This is a genomic window from Pseudomonas sp. HP_08 (assembly GCF_055284095.1).
This window is the reverse complement of the sequence record NZ_JBTOQC010000012.1, coordinates 240,443-258,802: the sequence shown is the minus strand read 5'-3', so window position 1 is coordinate 258,802 and position 18,360 is coordinate 240,443. Positions and strand designations below refer to the sequence as shown.

19 protein-coding genes are annotated in these 18,360 nt (G+C 60.5%); 9 read left to right on the top strand and 10 right to left on the bottom strand.

Annotated features, from left to right (window positions below):
- Nucleotides 1-61: 61 nt before the first annotated feature.
- Nucleotides 62-613: a lipocalin family protein gene (locus ACYAS9_RS12745; RefSeq protein ID WP_463568653.1), complete on the top strand. Its 552-nt coding sequence runs from the start codon at nucleotides 62-64 to the stop codon at nucleotides 611-613.
- Between the two features lie 101 nt (nucleotides 614-714).
- Here the strand turns inward: ACYAS9_RS12745 and ACYAS9_RS12740 are convergent, their stop codons facing one another.
- Nucleotides 715-1,626, bottom strand: coding sequence for a LysR family transcriptional regulator (locus ACYAS9_RS12740; protein ID WP_463568652.1), 912 nt, complete (start codon nucleotides 1,624-1,626; stop codon nucleotides 715-717).
- 97 nt (nucleotides 1,627-1,723) lie between these two features.
- On the opposite strand from ACYAS9_RS12740, the gene ACYAS9_RS12735 reads away from it, so the two are divergent.
- Complete coding sequence (locus tag ACYAS9_RS12735; protein ID WP_463568651.1) at nucleotides 1,724-2,587, top strand: aldo/keto reductase family oxidoreductase; 864 nt, start codon at nucleotides 1,724-1,726, stop codon at nucleotides 2,585-2,587.
- A gap of 1 nt (nucleotide 2,588) precedes the next feature.
- Here the strand turns inward: ACYAS9_RS12735 and ACYAS9_RS12730 are convergent, their stop codons facing one another.
- Nucleotides 2,589-3,479 (bottom strand): LysR family transcriptional regulator, encoded by an 891-nt coding sequence (locus tag ACYAS9_RS12730; protein WP_463568650.1) that lies wholly within the window; start codon nucleotides 3,477-3,479, stop codon nucleotides 2,589-2,591.
- A 110-nt stretch (nucleotides 3,480-3,589) separates the two neighbouring features.
- Between ACYAS9_RS12730 and ACYAS9_RS12725 the strand changes: the two genes are divergently transcribed.
- Entirely contained in the window at nucleotides 3,590-4,429 is an 840-nt protein-coding gene (locus ACYAS9_RS12725) for a pirin family protein (RefSeq protein ID WP_463568649.1), read from the top strand.
- Between the two features lie 8 nt (nucleotides 4,430-4,437).
- Here ACYAS9_RS12725 and ACYAS9_RS12720 read toward each other — a convergent pair whose 3' ends face one another.
- Nucleotides 4,438-4,851 (bottom strand): winged helix-turn-helix transcriptional regulator, encoded by a 414-nt coding sequence (locus ACYAS9_RS12720; protein WP_463568648.1) that lies wholly within the window; start codon nucleotides 4,849-4,851, stop codon nucleotides 4,438-4,440.
- 95 nt (nucleotides 4,852-4,946) lie between these two features.
- Here ACYAS9_RS12720 and ACYAS9_RS12715 point away from each other — a divergent pair, with 95 nt between their 5' ends.
- Entirely contained in the window at nucleotides 4,947-5,552 is a 606-nt protein-coding gene (locus ACYAS9_RS12715; protein ID WP_463568647.1) for an FMN-dependent NADH-azoreductase, read from the top strand.
- Here the strand turns inward: ACYAS9_RS12715 and ACYAS9_RS12710 are convergent, their stop codons facing one another.
- Together ACYAS9_RS12710 and ACYAS9_RS12705 are read right to left on the bottom strand one after the other, a co-directional pair.
- On the bottom strand, nucleotides 5,553-6,560 hold the full coding sequence (locus tag ACYAS9_RS12710) for a zinc-dependent alcohol dehydrogenase family protein (protein ID WP_463568646.1): 1,008 nt from the start codon (nucleotides 6,558-6,560) through the stop codon (nucleotides 5,553-5,555).
- Nucleotides 6,561-6,588: 28 nt separating this feature from the next.
- Nucleotides 6,589-7,443, bottom strand: a complete 855-nt coding sequence (locus ACYAS9_RS12705) for an SDR family oxidoreductase (RefSeq protein WP_463568645.1) — start codon at nucleotides 7,441-7,443, stop codon at nucleotides 6,589-6,591.
- An 85-nt stretch (nucleotides 7,444-7,528) separates the two neighbouring features.
- Here ACYAS9_RS12705 and ACYAS9_RS12700 point away from each other — a divergent pair, with 85 nt between their 5' ends.
- Nucleotides 7,529-7,942, top strand: coding sequence for a winged helix-turn-helix transcriptional regulator (locus tag ACYAS9_RS12700; RefSeq protein WP_463568644.1), 414 nt, complete (start codon nucleotides 7,529-7,531; stop codon nucleotides 7,940-7,942).
- On the opposite strand, the gene ACYAS9_RS12695 is transcribed toward ACYAS9_RS12700, so the two are convergent.
- The 3 genes from ACYAS9_RS12695 to ACYAS9_RS12685 all read right to left on the bottom strand — a co-directional run bounded on the left by ACYAS9_RS12695 (nucleotide 7,939) and on the right by ACYAS9_RS12685 (nucleotide 12,730).
- Nucleotides 7,939-10,287 (bottom strand): FdhF/YdeP family oxidoreductase, encoded by a 2,349-nt coding sequence (locus ACYAS9_RS12695; RefSeq protein ID WP_463568643.1) that lies wholly within the window; start codon nucleotides 10,285-10,287, stop codon nucleotides 7,939-7,941. The genes ACYAS9_RS12700 and ACYAS9_RS12695 overlap by 4 nt on opposite strands.
- Nucleotides 10,287-11,384 carry a catalase family protein gene (locus ACYAS9_RS12690; protein WP_463568642.1) on the bottom strand — a complete coding sequence of 366 codons (1,098 nt, stop codon included), beginning with the start codon at nucleotides 11,382-11,384 and terminating at the stop codon, nucleotides 10,287-10,289. Before ACYAS9_RS12690 ends, ACYAS9_RS12695 begins: the two co-directional genes overlap by 1 nt.
- Nucleotides 11,385-11,599: 215 nt before the next feature.
- Nucleotides 11,600-12,730, bottom strand: a complete 1,131-nt coding sequence (locus tag ACYAS9_RS12685) for an RNA-guided endonuclease InsQ/TnpB family protein (protein WP_463568641.1) — start codon at nucleotides 12,728-12,730, stop codon at nucleotides 11,600-11,602.
- 160 nt (nucleotides 12,731-12,890) lie between these two features.
- Here ACYAS9_RS12685 and ACYAS9_RS12680 point away from each other — a divergent pair, with 160 nt between their 5' ends.
- Complete coding sequence (locus ACYAS9_RS12680; RefSeq protein WP_463568640.1) at nucleotides 12,891-13,643, top strand: alpha/beta fold hydrolase; 753 nt, start codon at nucleotides 12,891-12,893, stop codon at nucleotides 13,641-13,643.
- On the opposite strand, the gene ACYAS9_RS12675 is transcribed toward ACYAS9_RS12680, so the two are convergent.
- On the bottom strand, nucleotides 13,636-14,223 hold the full coding sequence (locus tag ACYAS9_RS12675; RefSeq protein WP_463568639.1) for an NAD(P)H-dependent oxidoreductase: 588 nt from the start codon (nucleotides 14,221-14,223) through the stop codon (nucleotides 13,636-13,638). The two genes, ACYAS9_RS12680 and ACYAS9_RS12675, sit on opposite strands and share 8 nt — an antisense overlap.
- Before the next feature lie 132 nt (nucleotides 14,224-14,355).
- On the opposite strand from ACYAS9_RS12675, the gene ACYAS9_RS12670 reads away from it, so the two are divergent.
- From ACYAS9_RS12670 to ACYAS9_RS12660, 3 genes are all read left to right on the top strand, one after another.
- Nucleotides 14,356-14,922, top strand: a complete 567-nt coding sequence (locus tag ACYAS9_RS12670; protein ID WP_463568638.1) for a TetR/AcrR family transcriptional regulator — start codon at nucleotides 14,356-14,358, stop codon at nucleotides 14,920-14,922.
- Between the two features lie 16 nt (nucleotides 14,923-14,938).
- The gene (locus tag ACYAS9_RS12665; protein WP_463568637.1) at nucleotides 14,939-15,685 is read left to right on the top strand and encodes a phospholipase D-like domain-containing protein; all 747 of its coding nucleotides are present in this window, start codon (nucleotides 14,939-14,941) and stop codon (nucleotides 15,683-15,685) included.
- A 91-nt stretch (nucleotides 15,686-15,776) separates the two neighbouring features.
- Nucleotides 15,777-17,000: a zinc-dependent alcohol dehydrogenase gene (locus tag ACYAS9_RS12660; protein ID WP_463568636.1), complete on the top strand. Its 1,224-nt coding sequence runs from the start codon at nucleotides 15,777-15,779 to the stop codon at nucleotides 16,998-17,000.
- Here the strand turns inward: ACYAS9_RS12660 and ACYAS9_RS12655 are convergent.
- A complete protein-coding gene (locus tag ACYAS9_RS12655; RefSeq protein ID WP_463568635.1) occupies nucleotides 16,993-18,291 on the bottom strand; it encodes an NAD(P)/FAD-dependent oxidoreductase in 1,299 nt (432 codons plus the stop codon). The genes ACYAS9_RS12660 and ACYAS9_RS12655 overlap by 8 nt on opposite strands.
- Nucleotides 18,292-18,360 lie beyond the last annotated feature (69 nt).

Here is an 18,360-nt window from a genome sequence, read left to right as displayed (position 1 = left end):
CTCAACCTTGTATCGAAAGACAGACGAGTATTTCCGGCCGCCATTGCTCAAGAGGTTTTCCATGAAAATGCGCACCACCATGCTGCTCTCATGCCTGATGCTGACGCTGGTCGGCTGCGCAGGTTCCAGCAGCGACGACAAGAACTCGCCTGCCACTGTGCAAGTGGACCTGCAACGCTATCAGGGCACCTGGTACGAGCTGGCGCGTTTGCCGATGTTTTTCCAGCGCAACTGCGTGCAGTCCCAGGCCAAATATGCGCTGCGTGAGGACGGGCGCATCGATGTCATCAACTCGTGCCGCGAAAAAGACGGCAAGGTCAACGAAGTGCAAGGCATCGCCGAGCCGCAAGTGGCCGGTAAGACCGACAAACTCTGGGTGCAGTTCGACAACTGGTTCAGCCGTTTGCTGCCGGGCCTGACCAAGGGCGAATACTGGGTGCTGTACCACGACCAGGATTACCGCGTTGCACTGGTCGGCCATCCGAACCGCGAATACCTGTGGCTGTTGTCTCGCTCGGCGGTGATCACCGACGAAGTGCGCGAACAGTTGCTCGACACCGCACGTAAGCAGGGTTACGACACCAGCAAGCTGATCTGGCGCGAGGCGGATTGAAGCCGGCATTCGCGATGCACTTCTGCGAACGCTTCGCGCTCGGTCGCGGGCCAAGCGCGCTCCTACAAGCGGTGTTTTTTAAATGAGTTTGAGCCTCGGTCTTACGGGATGCGGGCGTTGGTTTGCTTGATGAAGTCCACTAATGCCCGCAGCGGTGACGGCAGATAGCGCCGGCCGGGGTAATACAGGTAGGGTCCCGGAAATTCCTGCCACCACGGCTCAAGCACCGGCACCAGTGCGCCGCTGTCCAGGTAGGGTTTCAGCCAGTCTTCAAACAGATTGATGATGCCCAGCCCGGCCAGCGCCGCTTCGATTGCCAGGTCAAACCCGCCTCCGAACCTGACGACTAGTGGGCCTTTGGGGTCCACGCACACTGTTTCGCCCTCGCGCTCATATTCCCAGACCGGCATCACCCCGCTGGGAAAACGTCCGCGCAGGCAATCGTGCTCAAGCAGATCGGCAGGATACTGCGGGCGGCCTCGGGCCTTGAGGTACTCCGGCGAAGCCGCAGTGGCCATGCGCTGAATACGCGGGCCAATCGCAATGGCGATCATGTCTTGCTCAAGGCGCTCGTCATAACGGATGCCGGCATCGCAGCCGTCCTTGAGCACATCGACGAAGTTTTCTTCGACGATCACCTCCATGCGGATATCGGGATAGGCCTTGAGAAACGGGGTAATGATCGAGGGCAGCACCAGTTTTGCCGCGCTGGAAGGTACGTTCAGCTTGAGGCTGCCAGAGGGACGATCACGGTAGTCATTGACCACATCCAGTGACGATTCGACCTCGGCCAGCGCCGGCACGATGCGCTCCATCAAGCGGGCGCCGGCTTCAGTCAGCACCACACTGCGCGTGGTGCGATTGAGCAGGCGCACACCCAGCTCGCTTTCCAGGCGCCTGACCGCATCGCTGAGGCTCGACGATGACTTGCCGCTGATGCGCGCACCTTCACGAAAGCCGCCCGCCTTGACCACCGCGATCAGTGCCAGAAGATCTTGAATATTGTTCAGCATTGTCCGCCCACCCGTACAGCCCGTGCCGATTGCACCCGATTATCGTCGCAGCGGTCAATGCCTATAGTGAGCGCTCCCACAGCACAGGTGCACTGACATGAGCAACGCAAGCGCAGCAGGAACGTATCGACTTGGTGATCAACACGTCAATCGCATGGGCTACGGCGCCATGCAACTGGCCGGCCCGCATGTGTTCGGCCCGCCCAGGGACCACAAGGCCGCCATCGCCGTGCTGCGCGAAGCGCTGGCAGCCGGCGTCAACCATATCGATACCTCGGACTTTTATGGCCCGCACGTTACCAACCGACTGATTCGCGAAGCATTGCACCCTTATGCGTCGGACCTGGTCATCGTCACCAAGGTCGGGGCGCTGCGCGATGCCGCAGGCGCCTGGCTGCCGGCGCAAAGCCCTGAAGAACTGACCCGGGCGGTGCATGACAACCTGAAGAATCTGGGGCTGGACGTGCTCGATGTGGTCAACTTCCGGGCCTGGGGCGATCAACAATCGCCCACCGAAGGCTCTATCGAAGCCTCGTTTACCGCCCTCGCCGAGCTGCAACAACAGGGCTTGATCCGCCATTTGGGCGTGAGCAATGTCACCGCCGCCCAAGTGCAGCAAGCCCAAGGCATCGCCCCTGTCGTTTGCGTGCAGAACCATTACAACCTGACCCACCGCAACGATGAGCAACTGATCGCCACCCTCGGCGAACAAGGCATCGCCTATGTGCCGTTCTTCCCGCTGGGCGGCTTTTCGCCGCTGCAATCGGACATTCTTTCGGATGTAGCCAAGCGCGTCGGCGCATCACCCTTGCGCGTTGCGCTGGCCTGGTTGTTGAAGCGTGCGCCGAACATTCTGCTTATCCCCGGCACTTCGTCGGTGGCGCACTTGCACGAAAATATCTCGGCGGCCGGGTTGCCGCTTGATCAGAGTGTGCTGGCTGAACTGGATGGTCTGGCGTAGCTCAGCGCGCCAACTTGCTCATCAGCAGTTCAATAACGGCCGACACCGCCAGCGGCAAGTGCTGGCGGCTGGGGTACAGCACGTGCAGGCCGTGGCCGGTGCGGTGGTAGTCGGGCAGCACCGGCACCAATCGGCCGGTTTTCAGGTCCTGGCCGGTCAGTGTGCCTGGCAGCAAGGTAATCCCCAGCCCGGCCACGCAAGCCTTGCGCAATGCCTGCGCGGTGTTGCCGGCGAAACGGCTGCTGACCTGCACCTCTTCCTCGACATCATCCGGTCCTTTCAGACGCCAGGTCGAAAGGCCGCCCGGACAGGAAAAACTCACGCAATCGTGATTGACCAGCTCTTGCAGCGTGCTCGGCGCACCGTGCTTTTCGAGGTAAGCGGGGCTGGCCACCAACTGGTCCTTGCCGGGACTGAGCACCTGACGCCCGACATAGCCGGAGTCCTGCAAGATACCGCCACGCAGTGCAATGTCGATGCGTTCGGCGATCAGGTCGCTGCGTGCGTCGCTGAGCACAAAATCAAGCCGCACCTTGGGATATTCATCGAGAAAGCCGGCCACCCACTGCATCGGAAAAAAGTCGAAGAAATCGGCCATCACCGCAATGCGCACGGTGCCGCTCGGTTCCTGACTGCCGCTCATCAACTGCTGGCCGGCATCGATCAGGCCTTCAACCGCTCCCGAGCAGCGGTCATGAAATTCCTGGCCTGCCTGGGTCAGGGTGAGTTTGCGCGTCGAGCGCTGCAACAGCCGGGTACCCACCTGATCCTCAAGCTGCTGGACCCGTCGGCTCAGGGTATTGGCGGGCATGCCCAGTTGCCGTGCCGCTTCGGCAAAGCTGCCATGGCGCACCACATGAACAAACAAGGCAACGTTGTTGAGATCAAGCATACGAAGACCATTACCTTATTAACTGGATGAGTTCATTCCAATTGTGCCATCTAATAACTCAATGAGTAGACGCTTATGCTGTGTTCATTGCACATTAGGAGCACACGTTCATGACTGCTAACGCTGCCGCTAAACAACCTACCCTGGCGCCTCGGCGCATTGTCCGGCAAACCAAAGGCCGTGTTCACGGCCCCATTACCCGCCTGATGAGCCCTGGCGATCTGGGCCAGGTGTTAAAGCCGTTCGTGTTTCTGGACATTTTCAGCCTTGAAGCCCAGGGCGGTAAGACCCGCTTCGGCATGCACCCGCACTCAGGCATCGCGACGGTGACGTACATGATCGAAGGTGATGTTGCTTATGAAGACTCAACCGGTGTCTCGGGCGTATTACCCGCCGGCGGCGTGGAGTGGATGCGCGCCGGCAATGGCGTCTGGCACGACGCGGCGCTGAACGGCGAGGCTTCGATGCTGGGTTTCCAGTTGTGGCTGGCCTTGCCGGCAGCCCTGGAAAACGCGCCCGCGCAGAGCGTTTACCTCGACCCTGCGCACATCGTGCAGGAAGGCCCGGCGCGCGTACTGCTCGGTCATTACGGCGCCGCAAGCAGCGTTATTCCGGCACCGGAGGGCATCAATTACCTGGCAGTGAACCTGCAAGACGGCGAGCACTGGCGCTACACGCCACCGGCCGGTCACCGCGTGGCCTGGGTCGCGGTCAACGCAGGAAGTCTGGACGCTGACGGCCCGATTGAAGCCGGCGAACTGGCGGCCTTCGAGGAGTCCGGGCAGGCCATCGATTTTGTCGCGCACGGCGCGACTTCTTTCGTGCTGGGCTCGGCGGTCAAGCACCCGCATGACCTGGTGACCGGGCACTACTCGGTACACACCAGCCAGGCCGCCCTGGCGCAGGGTGAAGCGGAGATTCAGCGAATCGGCGCCCTGCTGCGCGTCTGACCAAGCAATTAATCCGCAGTGGATCGCGGTGGCAGATCATCCGGGTTTTGCTGCTGCGCATCGTAGGCTGCGCGCGCCGCATCGATATCGGCAATGTGCTGGCCGGCCCAGTTGCCCAGCGCAATCACCGGTTCGGTCAGCGACAGCCCGAGCGCCGTCAGTTCATATTCGACATGCGGCGGCATGACGGCATACACCGTGCGTTTGATCAGGCCGTCACGCTCAAGCCCGCGCAGGCACAGCGTCAGCATGCGCTGCGAGATGCCATTGATGGTGCGTTTGATTTCGCTGAAACGATGCGGCCTGCTAGCCAGCAACATGATGATCAGGATGCTCCACTTTTCGCCCACTCGGGCCAGCACCTGGCTGATTCTCTGGCAGTCGGAGCCGTGCAGGTTATCCAGGGGAATGGTCACATTCATGATACCGGGTTCTCTTTTTGTGCCGTATTGTCGGCCAAGTATTGGCTAGTTACATTATTAGCCCCAGTCACAATTCTATACCACGGACTTTAACCATGACACTTCTGCATATCGACGCCAGCATCCTCAACGACCAATCGATCAGCCGCCAGCTCACCGCTGCGATCGTTGAACGACTGCGTGAAACCACGCCAGGACAATCGGTTGTGCGTTACGACCTGGCCGAGCAACCGGTGGGCCATCTGTCTGCCGCCGAGTTTCTGGCATTTCAGGGTGTTGAACCCCAGGACGAAAGCATTCGCCAGCAAGTCGCGCGCAATGCTCAGGTGCTGGAGGATTTTCTGGCCGCTGAAGTGATTGTCATCGGTGCGCCGATGTACAACTTCTCGCTGCCGTCGCAGCTCAAGGCCTGGGTCGACCGTCTTGCCGTGCCGGGCAAGACCTTTCGCTACACCGCAGAAGGCGCCGAAGGGCTGGCGGGCGGCAAGCGGGTGATTATCGCCTCGACGCGCGGCGGGCTGTACAGCGAAGGCAGCCCGGCCGCATTTCTTGACCATCAGGAAACCTACCTGCGCGGCTTTTTCGGCTTTATCGGCATCACCGATGTGACCTTCGTTCGCGCTGAAGGCCTGGCGCTGGGCGAGCAACCGCGCAACGCCGCCATCGAAGCGGCCGTGGCCGAAATCGACAGCCTGGCCTGATCAGAGACTCAGGACGATCTTGCCAAAGTGCGCGCCCGACGCTTCGTGGGCGAACGCTTTGGCGATGTCATCCAGCGCAAACACGCTGTCGATCACCGGCTTGATGCCCAAGGTGTCGAGGGCCCGCACAAACTCCAGCTGATGCTGGCGGCTGCCGACGATCAAGCCCTGCAAACGTTGCTGCTTAGCCATGAGCGCAACCGTCGGCACATCACCGGCGATGCCGGTCAGGATGCCGATCAGGGCGATGTGCCCGCCAATCCGGCATGCCGTGATCGACTGCGCCAGAGTGCCCGGGCCACCGACCTCGACCACGTGATCCACGCCGCGCCCGCCGGTCAGGTCCAGCACTTGCTGGCCCCATTGCGGTTGGGTGCGGTAGTTGATGACATGGTCGGCCCCCAGCGCTCGCAGCTTTTCAAGCTTCTGCTCCGACGATGAGGTGGCAATCACCGTGGCGCCGATAGCCTTGGCCAGTTGCAGCGCAAAGATCGACACCCCGCCCGTCCCCAGCACCAGCACCGAATCGCCAGGCTTGATCGCACCGTTGACCACCAGCGCCCGCCAGGCCGTCAAGCCGGCGGTGGTCAGTGTCGCGGCCTCCTGATGAGTGAAGCCTTTGGGCGCATGGGTGAACCAGTGGCCGGGTTTGACGACGACCTCTTGCGCATACCCGTCGACACCATCGCCCGGCGTGGTGCTGAAATCGGCGATGGCCGGCGCGCCGTCATGCCAGTGCGGGAAAAAGCACGAGACCACATGATCGCCGACCTTGAACGCCGTGACCTGCTCACCGACCGCCTCGACGACCCCTGCCCCGTCGGCCATGGGAATGCGCCCGTCAGCGGTTGGCATCTTGCCGGTCACCACGGCGTAGTCATGAAAATTCAAGGCACTGGCATGCAAGCGCACGCGAATCTGCCCAGGTCCCGGTTGCCCCGGATCTGGCAGGTCCACGACTTCAAGCGTGTCCAGTTGCGCAGGCAGACGAATCTTGATGGCCTTCATTGCATTGATTCCCTTTGAAGAATGAACCTCAGTGCTTGAGTGCTTCGGCAACAGAAACCGCAATAGGTGTCGTTGCACGGCCAATAAGCTGGCTCAACTGGCGGGATTCTTCAAACAGAGCACCCTTGGCGGCACCGGCATCGGAGTCGGCCAGCAACGCCGCGAAGCCTTCAGGCAGGCCGACGCTGATCAAGGCGGCCCTGTACTGATCTTCCGTCAGGTCGTTATACACAACGGGCTTGCCCGATTGAGCCGCGACCAGCGCGGCCAGTTCCTGCAATGAATAACTCTCGTCGCCCGCCAGCTCGTAGACCTTGCCGGCATGCCCTGGCTGGGTCAACACCGCCGCCGCGGCCTCGGCAAAGTCGGCACGCGAGGCCGACGAAATACGACCCTGGCCGGCACTGCCCAGAATCGCGCCATGCTCAAGCGCCGAAGGCACGCCTGCGGTGTAGTTTTCGTTGTACCAGCCGTTGCGCAGCACCACATGGCTGACGCCGGAATTGGCCAGTGCCTGTTCGGTGTCGCGGTGTTCAAGTGCCAGGCCCAGCGGCGAGGTGTCAGCGTGCAGCAGGCTGGTATAAGCCAGCAACTGCACGCCTGCGGCTTTGGCCGCCTGGATGACCGCACGGTGTTGCGCCGAACGCTGACCGACTTCGCTGGAAGAAATCAGCAGCAGTTTGCTGACGCCAGCCAGCGCGGTGTCGAGGGTCTGCGGCTGGCTGTAGTCGGCCTGACGTACGTGTACGCCCTTGGCCGCCAGGTCTTGCGCTTTCTGTGGGTCACGCACCAGCGCGATGACATCGCCTGGCTGTTCGGTTTTGAGCAGCGCGTCGATTACCAGACGGCCCAACTGACCCGTAGCACCTGTGACAGCAATCATGAAAGCACCTTGATTTGGATGAAAGGAAACCTGATCCTACGCCGCACACTTACGATGGGTAAGTACGCACAAAAAGGTAAGTGCCATGACCATCAATGAACAGATCGATACACCGTTTTCAGTCAAAGTCCGGCGCGGCGAGGTGCTGGATACACACTGTCCTTCACGCGATGTGCTCAAGCACATGACCAGCCGATGGGGTGTGCTGGTGCTGGTGGTACTGCTGGGCGGCACTCACCGTTTCAGTGACCTGCGGCGCAAGATCGGCGGCATCAGCGAGAAAATGCTCGCCCAGACGTTGCAAGGGCTTGAAGGCGATGGCCTGGTGCAGCGCGTGTCGCGCCCGGTGGTGCCACCGCATGTGGAATACAGCCTCACGCCCATGGGCAATGAAGCGGCCAGCAAAGTCGAGGCTATGGTCGACTGGATTGAAGACAGGCTGCCGGAAATCATGCAGTTTCGCCGCGAAAAGGCCGATGCCTCGGCCTCCTCCGACTAAATAACCAGATCCTTGTCCGGCACCTCCCGCTCATGAATTCGCAGGTTGGAGGCGTGCAAGGTGATCGGCACCGATTTGGCGGCCGGCACCTTGCTGCGCTGGGCGTAATGCCAGAGCGGCACCAGCGGATTGCACTCCGGGTAATAAGCCGCGGCGCAACCTTCGGGAATGTCATAGGCGATGATTTGCATCGGCCCGACTTCACGCCGTACCTCAGGCTCGACAGCGGTGCGCAGCATGATCCAGTCGCCCGGCGCAAAGCCCAGCCGCACAATGTCATTGCGGTTGAGGAACACCACGCTGCGCGTTCCCTTGACCCCACGAAACCTGTCGTCGTAGCCATAGATGGTGGTGTTGAACTGGTCGTTGCTGCGCAGCGTCATCAACTGGATGACGTCCCGTCCTGTGCGACCGCTGAACACATCGTCATCTTCGTTGAGCGTTTCAGGGGTAATGAACTGCGCCTTGCCGGACTCGGTTTTCCATTCCCGCTGGCGCGCCGGCAAGGGCCGATGAAAGCCGCCGGGCTCCCACATCCGTGTTTCCATGTCATGAAATATCTGCGGGTAAACCTGAGCGATCGCGGTGCGAATCTGCGCGTAATCCGTGCGCCATTGCGCCCAGGGAATCTGCGCGCTGCCATCGAGCGTGGCGTGCGCCAGGCCGGCGATGATCGCCACTTCCGACCTTAATTGCTCACCGGCCGGTTCGCTGGTGCCTTGCCAGGCGCGAATGAAACCGGTGCTATCCTCGGTGCTGTAAACCTGTTCATGGCCGTCTTGCCGATCCTTTTCGATATGTCCCAGGCACGGCAACAACCACATTTGCGCACCGGGCAACAGGTGGCTGCGGTTGAGCTTGGTCGCCACCTGCACATTAAGCTGCAATTGCGACCAGGCCGGCTCCATGCGGTTGGTGTCAGGAATGGCGCGCAGGAAATTGCCGCCCAACCCGATAAACCCCTTCACGCTGCCGTCGACAATGCCCTCGCACGTGCCGACCGTGGCCAGCCCCATACGCTGCGGCACGCTGAATTTGAACAGCGCCTCGATCTTGTCCTTCGGCACCTTGGCCGGGTCTTCGGTGATGCCCACCGTGCGCTGGCCCTGCACATTGGAATGCCCGCGCACCGGGCAAATGCCGGCGCCCTGCTTGCCGATATTGCCGCGCAGCAGCAGAAAGTTGACCAGCATCTGCACATTCTCGACGCCATGCCGATGCTGGGTCATGCCCATGCCGTAGATCAGCATCACCCGCTCGCTGCGTGCATACACCGTCGCCGCCGCTTCCATGGCGCTACGGCTCAGGCCGGAACGATGCTCCAGCGTGCTCCAGGGCTGGCGTTCGACTTGCGCAATAAACGCCTCGAACCCTTCGGTGTGTTGCGCGATGAAAGCATCATCCAGCACCGGCTGGCGCTGCTCGGCGCGTGCCAGTCGATCCAGTTCCAGCACGGCCTTGACCATGCCGGTCAGCGCTGCAATGTCACCGCCAATCGCCACCTGGTGATATTGGGTACTGATCACCGTCGATTCAGGCCCGAGCATCTCGACCGGCGACTGCGGATTGACGAAGCGCTCCAGGCCGCGTTCGCGCAAGGGATTGAAGGTGATGATCGGCACGTGGCGTTTTCGCGCTTCCTGCAACGGGTGCAGCATGCGCGGACTGTTGCTGCCCACGTTCTGGCCGAAGAAGAAAATGCAGTCGGTATGTTCGAAGTCGTCCAGCGTCACCGTGCCGACCGGTACGCCAATGCTTTCCTGCAAGCCGACCGAGGTGCTTTCGTGGCACATGTTCGAGCTGTCGGGCAGGTTGTTGGTGCCGTAGGCGCGGGCAAACAACTGGTACATGAACGACGCTTCGAGCGAGGCGCGGCCGGAGGCGTAGAACACCACTTCATCCGGCGCCAGCGTGCGCAGGCTGGCACCGATTTCGCGGTAGGCCTGCTCCCAGGTCGTTGGCACATAGCGATCGGAAACCGCCTCGTAGCGCAGCGGATGCGTCAGCCGGCCGTGCTGCTCCAGGGCATAGTCGCTCCAGCCACGCAGTTCGCTTAACGTATGGGCGGCGAAAAAGTCCGGCCCGGTTCTAAGCGAAGTCAGCTCCCAGGCGGTCGCCTTGGCGCCGTTCTCACAAAACTCCAGTGCGTGCGGGTTACCCGGTTTGGCCCACGCACAACTGACGCAGGCAAAACCCTTGGGCTTGTTCTGTTTGAATAGCGCCACAGGCGCCTTACCTAGCGCCTGCTCTCGCCACAGAATGGTCATGACCGAACGGGCCGAACCCCAGCCGCCCGCAGCCGAGCGGTAAGGTTTGAACCGGGCGGTGGAATGGAGTAAGTGCATCAGCGTGGCTCGTGCATGGGGCAACCGTTGTGCTGCGCCCGAAAGCCTGAAGACATTTCATAGGCCTGCTTGCGCACCCGCATTACACCACCCAATGGCCGGTGAGCCTGCAAGCCATGCCAGGGACTGAACGCCATGCCGTCGTCGATGGCCTTGACGTTTTCAGGGCTCCAGGAATCCTGCGGCTGCACTTCAAGCCGCGCGACGGTGACGAAGGGGCTGAGGTCTTCGGGCCAGACCTTCGAGGCGTCCTCAATCGGCATTTTCTCAAGGTCGGTGGCCAGTTGAATGCGCAACTCCCAGACACCGCCGTATTGGGCGAACCAGTCATTGACGGCGGTGCGCAGCCCATTCGGATTGTCGTCGAGATTCACCGGCTGATCGGTCAGCGATTGCAGGCCTGGAGACACCGGCACCAACGCCAGCTTGGCGTAATAATCGCCGTACAGAAACGGCACAACGCTGTGGAAGGTCTCGCCCAGAATGTGCGTGGTCGGGTGGCCGCCGAGGCTTTTCAATGTGCCGCTTTCGCCGCCCATCGACTCGATGGTCGACTCGATGCCACGCAACAACGCCGAAAAGGCCTTCTTCATGCCCGGCACCTTGTCGGTGGTTTTGGCCAGCAGCTTCAGCGTCTTGAGAAAGTCCTTGGGCGTTGCTGCCGTAAAGGCCTTGGCGTTCTGCATCACAAAGTCCTGCGTCACCTGGCCTTCGCTGCCCGGCAGCCGTGGGCCCTCGACGCCGACCAGCTTGATCGCCAGACCACGCGGGGTCGACACCTTGTCATCAAGAATGTCGCCGGGGTTGGTGGAAAAACGCATCACCACCGGCAAGCGCGCCGGGGTGGCAAACGCGCCCTGAGCCAGTTCGGCAGGCAGATTGTCGAGCACCGTCAGGTGACCGTGCAGCAGCCCGTGTGCCTTGGCGTGCACGCTGCGGTCGGCGTGGCCGTTGTCCTTGAAGGTGGTTTCCATGATCGAGCGCAGCGTTTCAGCCAATTCCTGGCTGGTCTGGGCTTCATCGTCAGGCACTTGCTCGAACGAAGGTTCAAAGCGCAGCGGGCTGATCGCAAGACGTGTTACAGGCAAGTCGCTCATCACGGTATCTCCAGAGGCATCAGGGCAGCGCTGTGTCGCGCCGTTCTGAGAGTGACTGTGAGCGATTTACACTTGTTCAACGCATCCATCGCGTTTGACGACAGATGGCACATAGGCATATTGCTGATCGGAAAATTGACGTCCTCCCCCACCTCGATCTTCGATCGTCGCCACAGGCGAAAAGCAAGGGGGTTCCTGCTTCACAGAGCACAGCCTCAGGCTACTTGAGCCATCGGTCTTACACGCTCTCCACAGGCTAAAACTGTGAGTCCCACGGATTTGATATTCTTTGCAGCATTGGTGTCGCGGTCATGCTCGGCGTTGCACGATGGGCATGCCCAGATTCGAGTCGAGAGTGACAATTTGGCCAATACGTGACCACAACCTGAACAGGTTTTGCTGCTCGGGTACCACTGATCAATCCTCACGATCTGCCGGCCCGCCCAGTCACCCTTGTACTCCAGCTGTCGGGCGAACTCACCCCAGGCGGCGTCAGCAATGGCCTTGGACAGCGTGCGATTCCTGATCATGTTTTTGACTTTCAAAGACTCGACGCAGATCACTTGGTTTTCGTTGATCAATCTGCGCGACACCTGATGAAGGTTGTCCTGGCGGGCATCTGAAATTTTTGCGTGCAGCCTGGCCACCTTTCGCTTGGCTTTCAGGCGATTGGCTGATCCGAGCTTCTTTTTGGCCAGTCGACGCTGTAGCAGCGCCAGCCTGGCGGCGTATTTGGCCGTGTGCTTTGGATTGGGCTCTTTCTGTCCGTCGCATCGCGTAAACAGATCCGTGATCCCCAGATCAATGCCGATCATGTTTGGCGAAACCGTGAGTTTTTCAGGCTCAAAGTCGCACAGTAAAGACACGAAATAACGACCAGACCCGTCTTTTGAAACCGTGACGGTGGAAGGCTCACCCGGAACGCCTCGGCTCCAGCGAATATCAAGGGGCACCTTGCTTTTCGCAATAAAAAGCTTGCCGTCGACATATTTGAAGGCGCTGCGCGTGAACTCAGCGGACTGACGATGGTGTTTCTTTTTGAATGAAGGGTATCCGCAACGCTTTTCGAAGAAATTGATGAAAGCTTTTTGCTGGTGGCGAAGCACCTGCTGCAGAGGAACGCTGGAGACCTCGTTGAGCCATGCCCTCTCTGGATCTTTCTTCAATTGGGTCAACGCCGCATTAGCGCCAGTAAAGCCAATGTTCGTCTTGTCTTCGGCGTAAGCTTTGGAGCGAAAATCCAGGATGTAATTGTAGACGTAGCGTACACAGCCAAAGGTTTTCTCCAGTAGCAGCCTCTGCTCTGAAGTGGGATAAAACCTGAATTTATAGGCGCGCTTGCTCATCGATGGATAGTGCCATCAAGCTGTATTTATGTACAGCCCATGCGGCTACGCCGCGCTCCTTTCCTACCCCCACCTGAAGGAAAGGGTTTCTCGGAGCAATCTGGATGAAACTCGGTGCCTGGGTTTTGCTCCATAGCAAAATCCTCTTCAGGTGTCGCGCATGCTCCCCAACAGTCAGCAAGGCCACGGTTCGCCGGTTTTCATCCTGATGCATTTTCTCGGTGGCTCTCACCGCACCTGGTCGGCGGCCACGCCGTTTCTGGACCGTGAGCACCGCTGCGTGGCCCTCAATACACCGGGCTTTGGCGATGCGGCGCACATCAGCGGTTACAGCGTCGAAGCAATGGCCGATCAGGTCGACAAGACCATTAGCGAGCTCGGGCTTGAGCGCTGCATCCTGGTCGGCCACTCGATGACCGGCAAGGTGGCCGTGGTGCTGGCGGCACGCCGTCCCGAGTATCTCGCCGGCCTGATCCTGGTTGCGCCCTCGCCGCCCGGCCCGCAGCCGATGAGCGAAGACGACCGTGACCAGCAACGTGGCTACGACCGCTCACGCGAGCAGGCCGAACAGTTTGTCGACGAGTCCAGCGCGCATCGCTTGCCAGAACCGTTGCGTGAAATCGCCATTGCCGATGCCCGGCAGGTCAACCTCGACGCCTGGCGCGCCTGGGTCGACCACGGCAGCCGCGAAGACTGGAGCGATCGCATCGGCCCGCTGCCGTACCCGGCCCTGGTGGTGTGCGGCGCCGATGACCGGCAAGTGCCCGGCCCTGACGAGCAGGCACGTACTACGCTGGCGCACTTTGCCAACGGTGAGGTCAAGGTCATACCCGGCGCCGGGCACTTGATGCCATTGCAGACACCTCAGGCATTGGCGCAACTGATGCTGGAATTTGCCGACGCCATCATCTGAAAAGGCCTTTGCCGATCGCGCGCGCGGCCTGCAGGTGCACCTGTGGATCCAGTGTTTCCGACTCATGGATGAGTTGCGAGGTGATCACCCGCGCGCCGCAGTAATCGAAAATGCCGTGATCGATCTGCACTTTCATCGCCGCGTCGTAGCCGTGGCGCTCGAAAGAACCCGCGTCGGCGCCGGCCACGCCTACCAGATGCACCTCCAGATGCCCCAGTTTTTTGGTGAAATCGCCATCGATGCTGAAATCGAAGGCCCAGCCGTTGGAAAACACCCGGTCGATCCAGCCCTTGAGCAAACCCGGCATCGACCACCAATAGACCGGGTACACCAGCACCAGCGCATCGCTGCGGTCGATGCGCGCTTGCTCGACAGCAACATCCGCAGGCGGGCGAGCCTTGTAGCGATGCACTGCACTGTCGGCGTCCGAAAACCGCGGGTCGAATCCTGATGCGGCCAGATCGTACAGCTCATGGCTGTGCGACGGGTTGGCCTCGCTCAGGCCTTCAGCGATCTGCGCCGCCAGGCTGTGGGTCAGTGACTGGGGATTATGGTGAGCGACAACGATCAGGGTATGCATGGTCTGGTCTCTGTGATGGGTTGCGGGTGAATGCAGCGCGCAATATACTTTTGGTAGGTTTCGATAACTTACTTTTGGTATATAACCGTGTCAAGCCCACCTTCATCCGCCCCATCACAGCCGCGCCAGAGAATGACCCGAGAAAATCGCCTTGCCCAGTTGCTCAGCGTGGCGTGGCAAATCGTGCGCCAGCAAGGCACTGAAGCGCTGACGCTGGGGCACCTCGCCGAGCAGGCCGGCGTCACCAAACCGGTGGTCTACGATCACTTTCCTGACCGGCCGGCGCTGTTGTCGCGCCTGTACCAGGATTTCGATGAACGCCAGACAGCACTGCTCGACGAGGCCTTGCACAACAGCGAAGCCAGCGCCGAGGCCAAGGCCCGGGTGATCGCCGACGCCTATGTCGATTGCGTGCTGCACCAGGGCCGCGAGATTCCGGGCGTCATTGCAGCACTCAGCAGCTCGCCGGAACTGGCCCGGGTCAAACATGAGTATGAAGTGCTGTTCATGGACAAATGCCGCGCCGTGCTGGCGCCGTTTCTCGGCGGCGCGCAGCTTTCAAATGCGCACTTGCGCGCCATGATGGGCGCTGCCGATGCGCTGTCGAATGCGGCGGCATCAGCAGAAGTGCTGCCCGAGCAGGCCAGGCACGAGCTTTTCGAGGTGATCATGTCGATGCTGGCCAGGGCACAGAATTAATCAAGGAAGCAGAACGATGGTTCAAGGTTTCAACGTGCTTTTTCAGGAAGATAACTTCGAGTCTCCAGAGGTAGACGTCTACTTCAGCAATATCGAGGCCATCCTGCTCAAGAAGATCGAGCAATACGACGCCGTCGTAGGCTGCGTGGCCTGGTTGTCGAATGTCGGTCTGTTACAGGCACTCGCCAGTCGGCCCAGTGGCAGCTGCATCATCATGGAAAAAAAAGCCAAAACCTGTCTGAGCCGGTCCGGTATCAACATCGTCAAAGCGGCAAATGCACTGCCATTTCCGGTATCAGAGTCTGCGTTTGCGGCGACGCTTTTATTCAGTCCTGATCTGGTTGATCACAATGCTGTCAACAATGACTTCCTGAGGTTATTTGGTGGAACAACGCCAGGCACCGTCACCAACAAGAACCCTCTGCTTCATCACAAATTTATCGTCTGCTGTGACATCAAAGAGGGTGAGCCCATCCCGAAGGAAGTGGTAACAGGCTCCTATAACTACTCGGACAACGCTAATTACAGCCGTGAAAACATCGTGGTGCTGAGAAATGCCAAAGCCGTTCGCAGCTATTACAACGAATGGCTAAAGTGCTTTTTGCTTTCCGAAGCGTTCGACTCGACATACACGAACATGACCCCGCAACACCTGAGCGCCAGCGAGTTTGCGCGTTTCTCGGACTGGGTGAAGCAACAGGAGGAATACCTTGACGCCATGATCGAAAAAGAACGGGAAAAGGATGACTTCGGCCGGCTTTGACAGCGGCCATACCATCGGTAGATTGCGTTGAACTAAGCCCGCCAGCCCTGCCTCAGTTGCTTATCACCCCACCAACAGGCTGATAACCGATATGAGAGCACTCACCTACCATGGCGCGCATAACGTAAAAGTCGATACGGTTCCGGATCCTGTGCTGGAGCAGCCCGACGACATCATTCTGCGCGTTACTGCCACGGCCATTTGTGGCTCGGACCTGCACCTTTATCGCGGCAAGATTCCGTCGGTCGAGCATGGCGATATCTTTGGCCATGAGTTCATGGGCATCGTCGAAGAGACCGGCACCGGCGTCACGGCGGTCAGCCCCGGCGACCGGGTGGTCATTCCGTTTGTAATTGCTTGCGGCAGTTGCTTCTTCTGCCAGCTCGATCAGTTTGCGGCGTGCGAAACCACCAACACCGGGCGCGGTGCGATTCTCAATAAAAAGTCGATTCCGTCAGGTGCGGCGTTGTTCGGTTACAGCCATCTGTATGGCGGTGTTCCCGGCGGGCAAGCCGAATATGTGCGAGTGCCGAAAGCCAACACCGGCCCTTTCAAGGTGCCGGGCACGCTGTCGGATGAGAAGGTGCTTTTTCTGTCCGATATTCTGCCGACCGCCTTCCAAGCGGTGAAAAACACTGAAATCGGTGCCGGCTCAAGCATTGCCATTTACGGCGCGGGGCCCGTCGGCCTGCTGTGCGCAGCCGTGGCGCGGATGCTCGGTGCCGAGCGCATCTTCATGGTCGATCATCATGAGTACCGGCTGGCCTACGCGCAGAAAACCTACGGTGTGATTCCGATCAATTTCGATGACGACGACGATCCGGCCGACACCATCATCCAGCAAACACCGGGCATGCGCGGTGTCGATGGCGTGGTCGACGCGGTCGGTTTCGAGGCCAAGGGCAGCACCACGGAAACCATTCTGGCGACCCTCAAGCTCGAAGGCAGCAGCGGCAAGGCGCTGCGCCAGTGCATTGCCGCCGTCAGGCGCGGCGGTGTAGTCAGCGTGCCGGGGGTTTATGCAGGCTTCATTCACGGCTTCTTGTTTGGCGATGCCTTCGACAAGGGCCTGAGCTTTCGCATGGGCCAGACCCATGTGCAGCGTTATCTGCCGGAACTGCTCGGGCATATCGAAACCGGCCGGTTGTCGCCTGAAGCCATCATTACGCACCGACTGTCGCTGGAACAGGCGGCCGAAGGCTACAAGATCTTCGACAAGCGTCAGGAAGATTGCCGCAAGGTCATCCTGACGCCAGGCAGTCCGTATATCGAAGCGCCGATCATGGAAGCGGTCGATATCGTGCCGGCTACCTGACAAACCGCTCGAAGCTGTAAGGCGCCGGATCGATGATCGGCGCCTGCCCCGACAGCAGATCGGCCGCCAGTTGCCCCGCCGCCGGCGATGTGCCAAAACCGTGGCCGGAAAAACCGGTGGCCAGGGTAAGGCCGGGAATTTTCGCGACCGGGCCGATTACCGGGTTTGAATCCGGCGTGACATCGATGGTCCCCGCCCACGCCTGCTCGATCTGCGCGTTTTGAAACACCGGCCAGGCCGCGCGCAGGTTACGCAGCGCTTCCTCGTTAAGCCCGGCATTGGCGGCCGGATCCTGAGCCCGTACGCGCTCGAACGGCGAAACGCTGCCCGCCTTCCAGCGCCGCGCCAGGGTCAGGTCATTGAAGAAATACTTGCCCAGCGAGATGCGCAAAAAGTCGCGCTGCGCCTTCAGTTGCGGCAGGTACTGCGGCCCGAGCAGAAAGTGGTCCAGGGTCAGGAACGCATCCAGCGCGCCGCGCTGGGTAATGATGTAGCCGCCGTCGATGTGCTTGCGAAACGAAAAGTCCGGCGCGCCGACGGCGATGTCTGTCGGACCGGCCATGGGTTTTGTGCGCAGCACCGAACAGGTCAATGGCAAGGTGGGCAAGTTGACGCCCAGATTGCCGAGAAACCGGCGTGACCACAGCCCGCCAGCCAGCAATACCTGCTCGCAACGAATCTCGCCTTGCTCGGTGACCACGCCGCTGACGCGCCCGCCGGAGGTCTGCAAGGTACGCACCGCGCAGTGTTCGATGATCACCGCGCCCTTGGCGATGGCCGCATTGGCGATGGCGCTGGCCGCCAGGGTCGGCTCGGCCCGACCGTCCGAAGGCGTGTAAATGCCGCCCAGCCAGTCGCCCTGTCCACCGGGCACATGCCGGGCAATGGCCTGTTTGCCGAGCAAGTGCGAATCCAGCGCCAGGTGCTCCACGCCCTTGAGCCACTGCTCATGCATAGTCATCTGCGTTTCGTTGCGCGCCACAAACATGATGCCGGCCTGGCGATAACCGACATCGCTACCCACCCGTTCGGGCATCTGCGCCCACAGGCGGTCGGCGGCCTGAGCCAGGGGAATATCCCCGGCATGGCGGCTGGTCTTGCGGATCCAGCCCAGATTGCGCGACGACTGCTCGCCGGCAATCCGGCCCTTTTCCAGCACGACCACCGGAATATTGCGCTCGGCCAGGGTCAGGGCCGCCGTAAGACCGATGATTCCGCCGCCGATGATCACGACCGTGGTCGAGGGTGGAAGCGTCTGCGAGGTGTGGACGGGGGCGATGATGGGGGCCATGGGTCACTCTGAAAGCGAATGGTATGGACTCGTAGGCGTGAGCGTCAGCTCGCGAATGCTGATCATCAG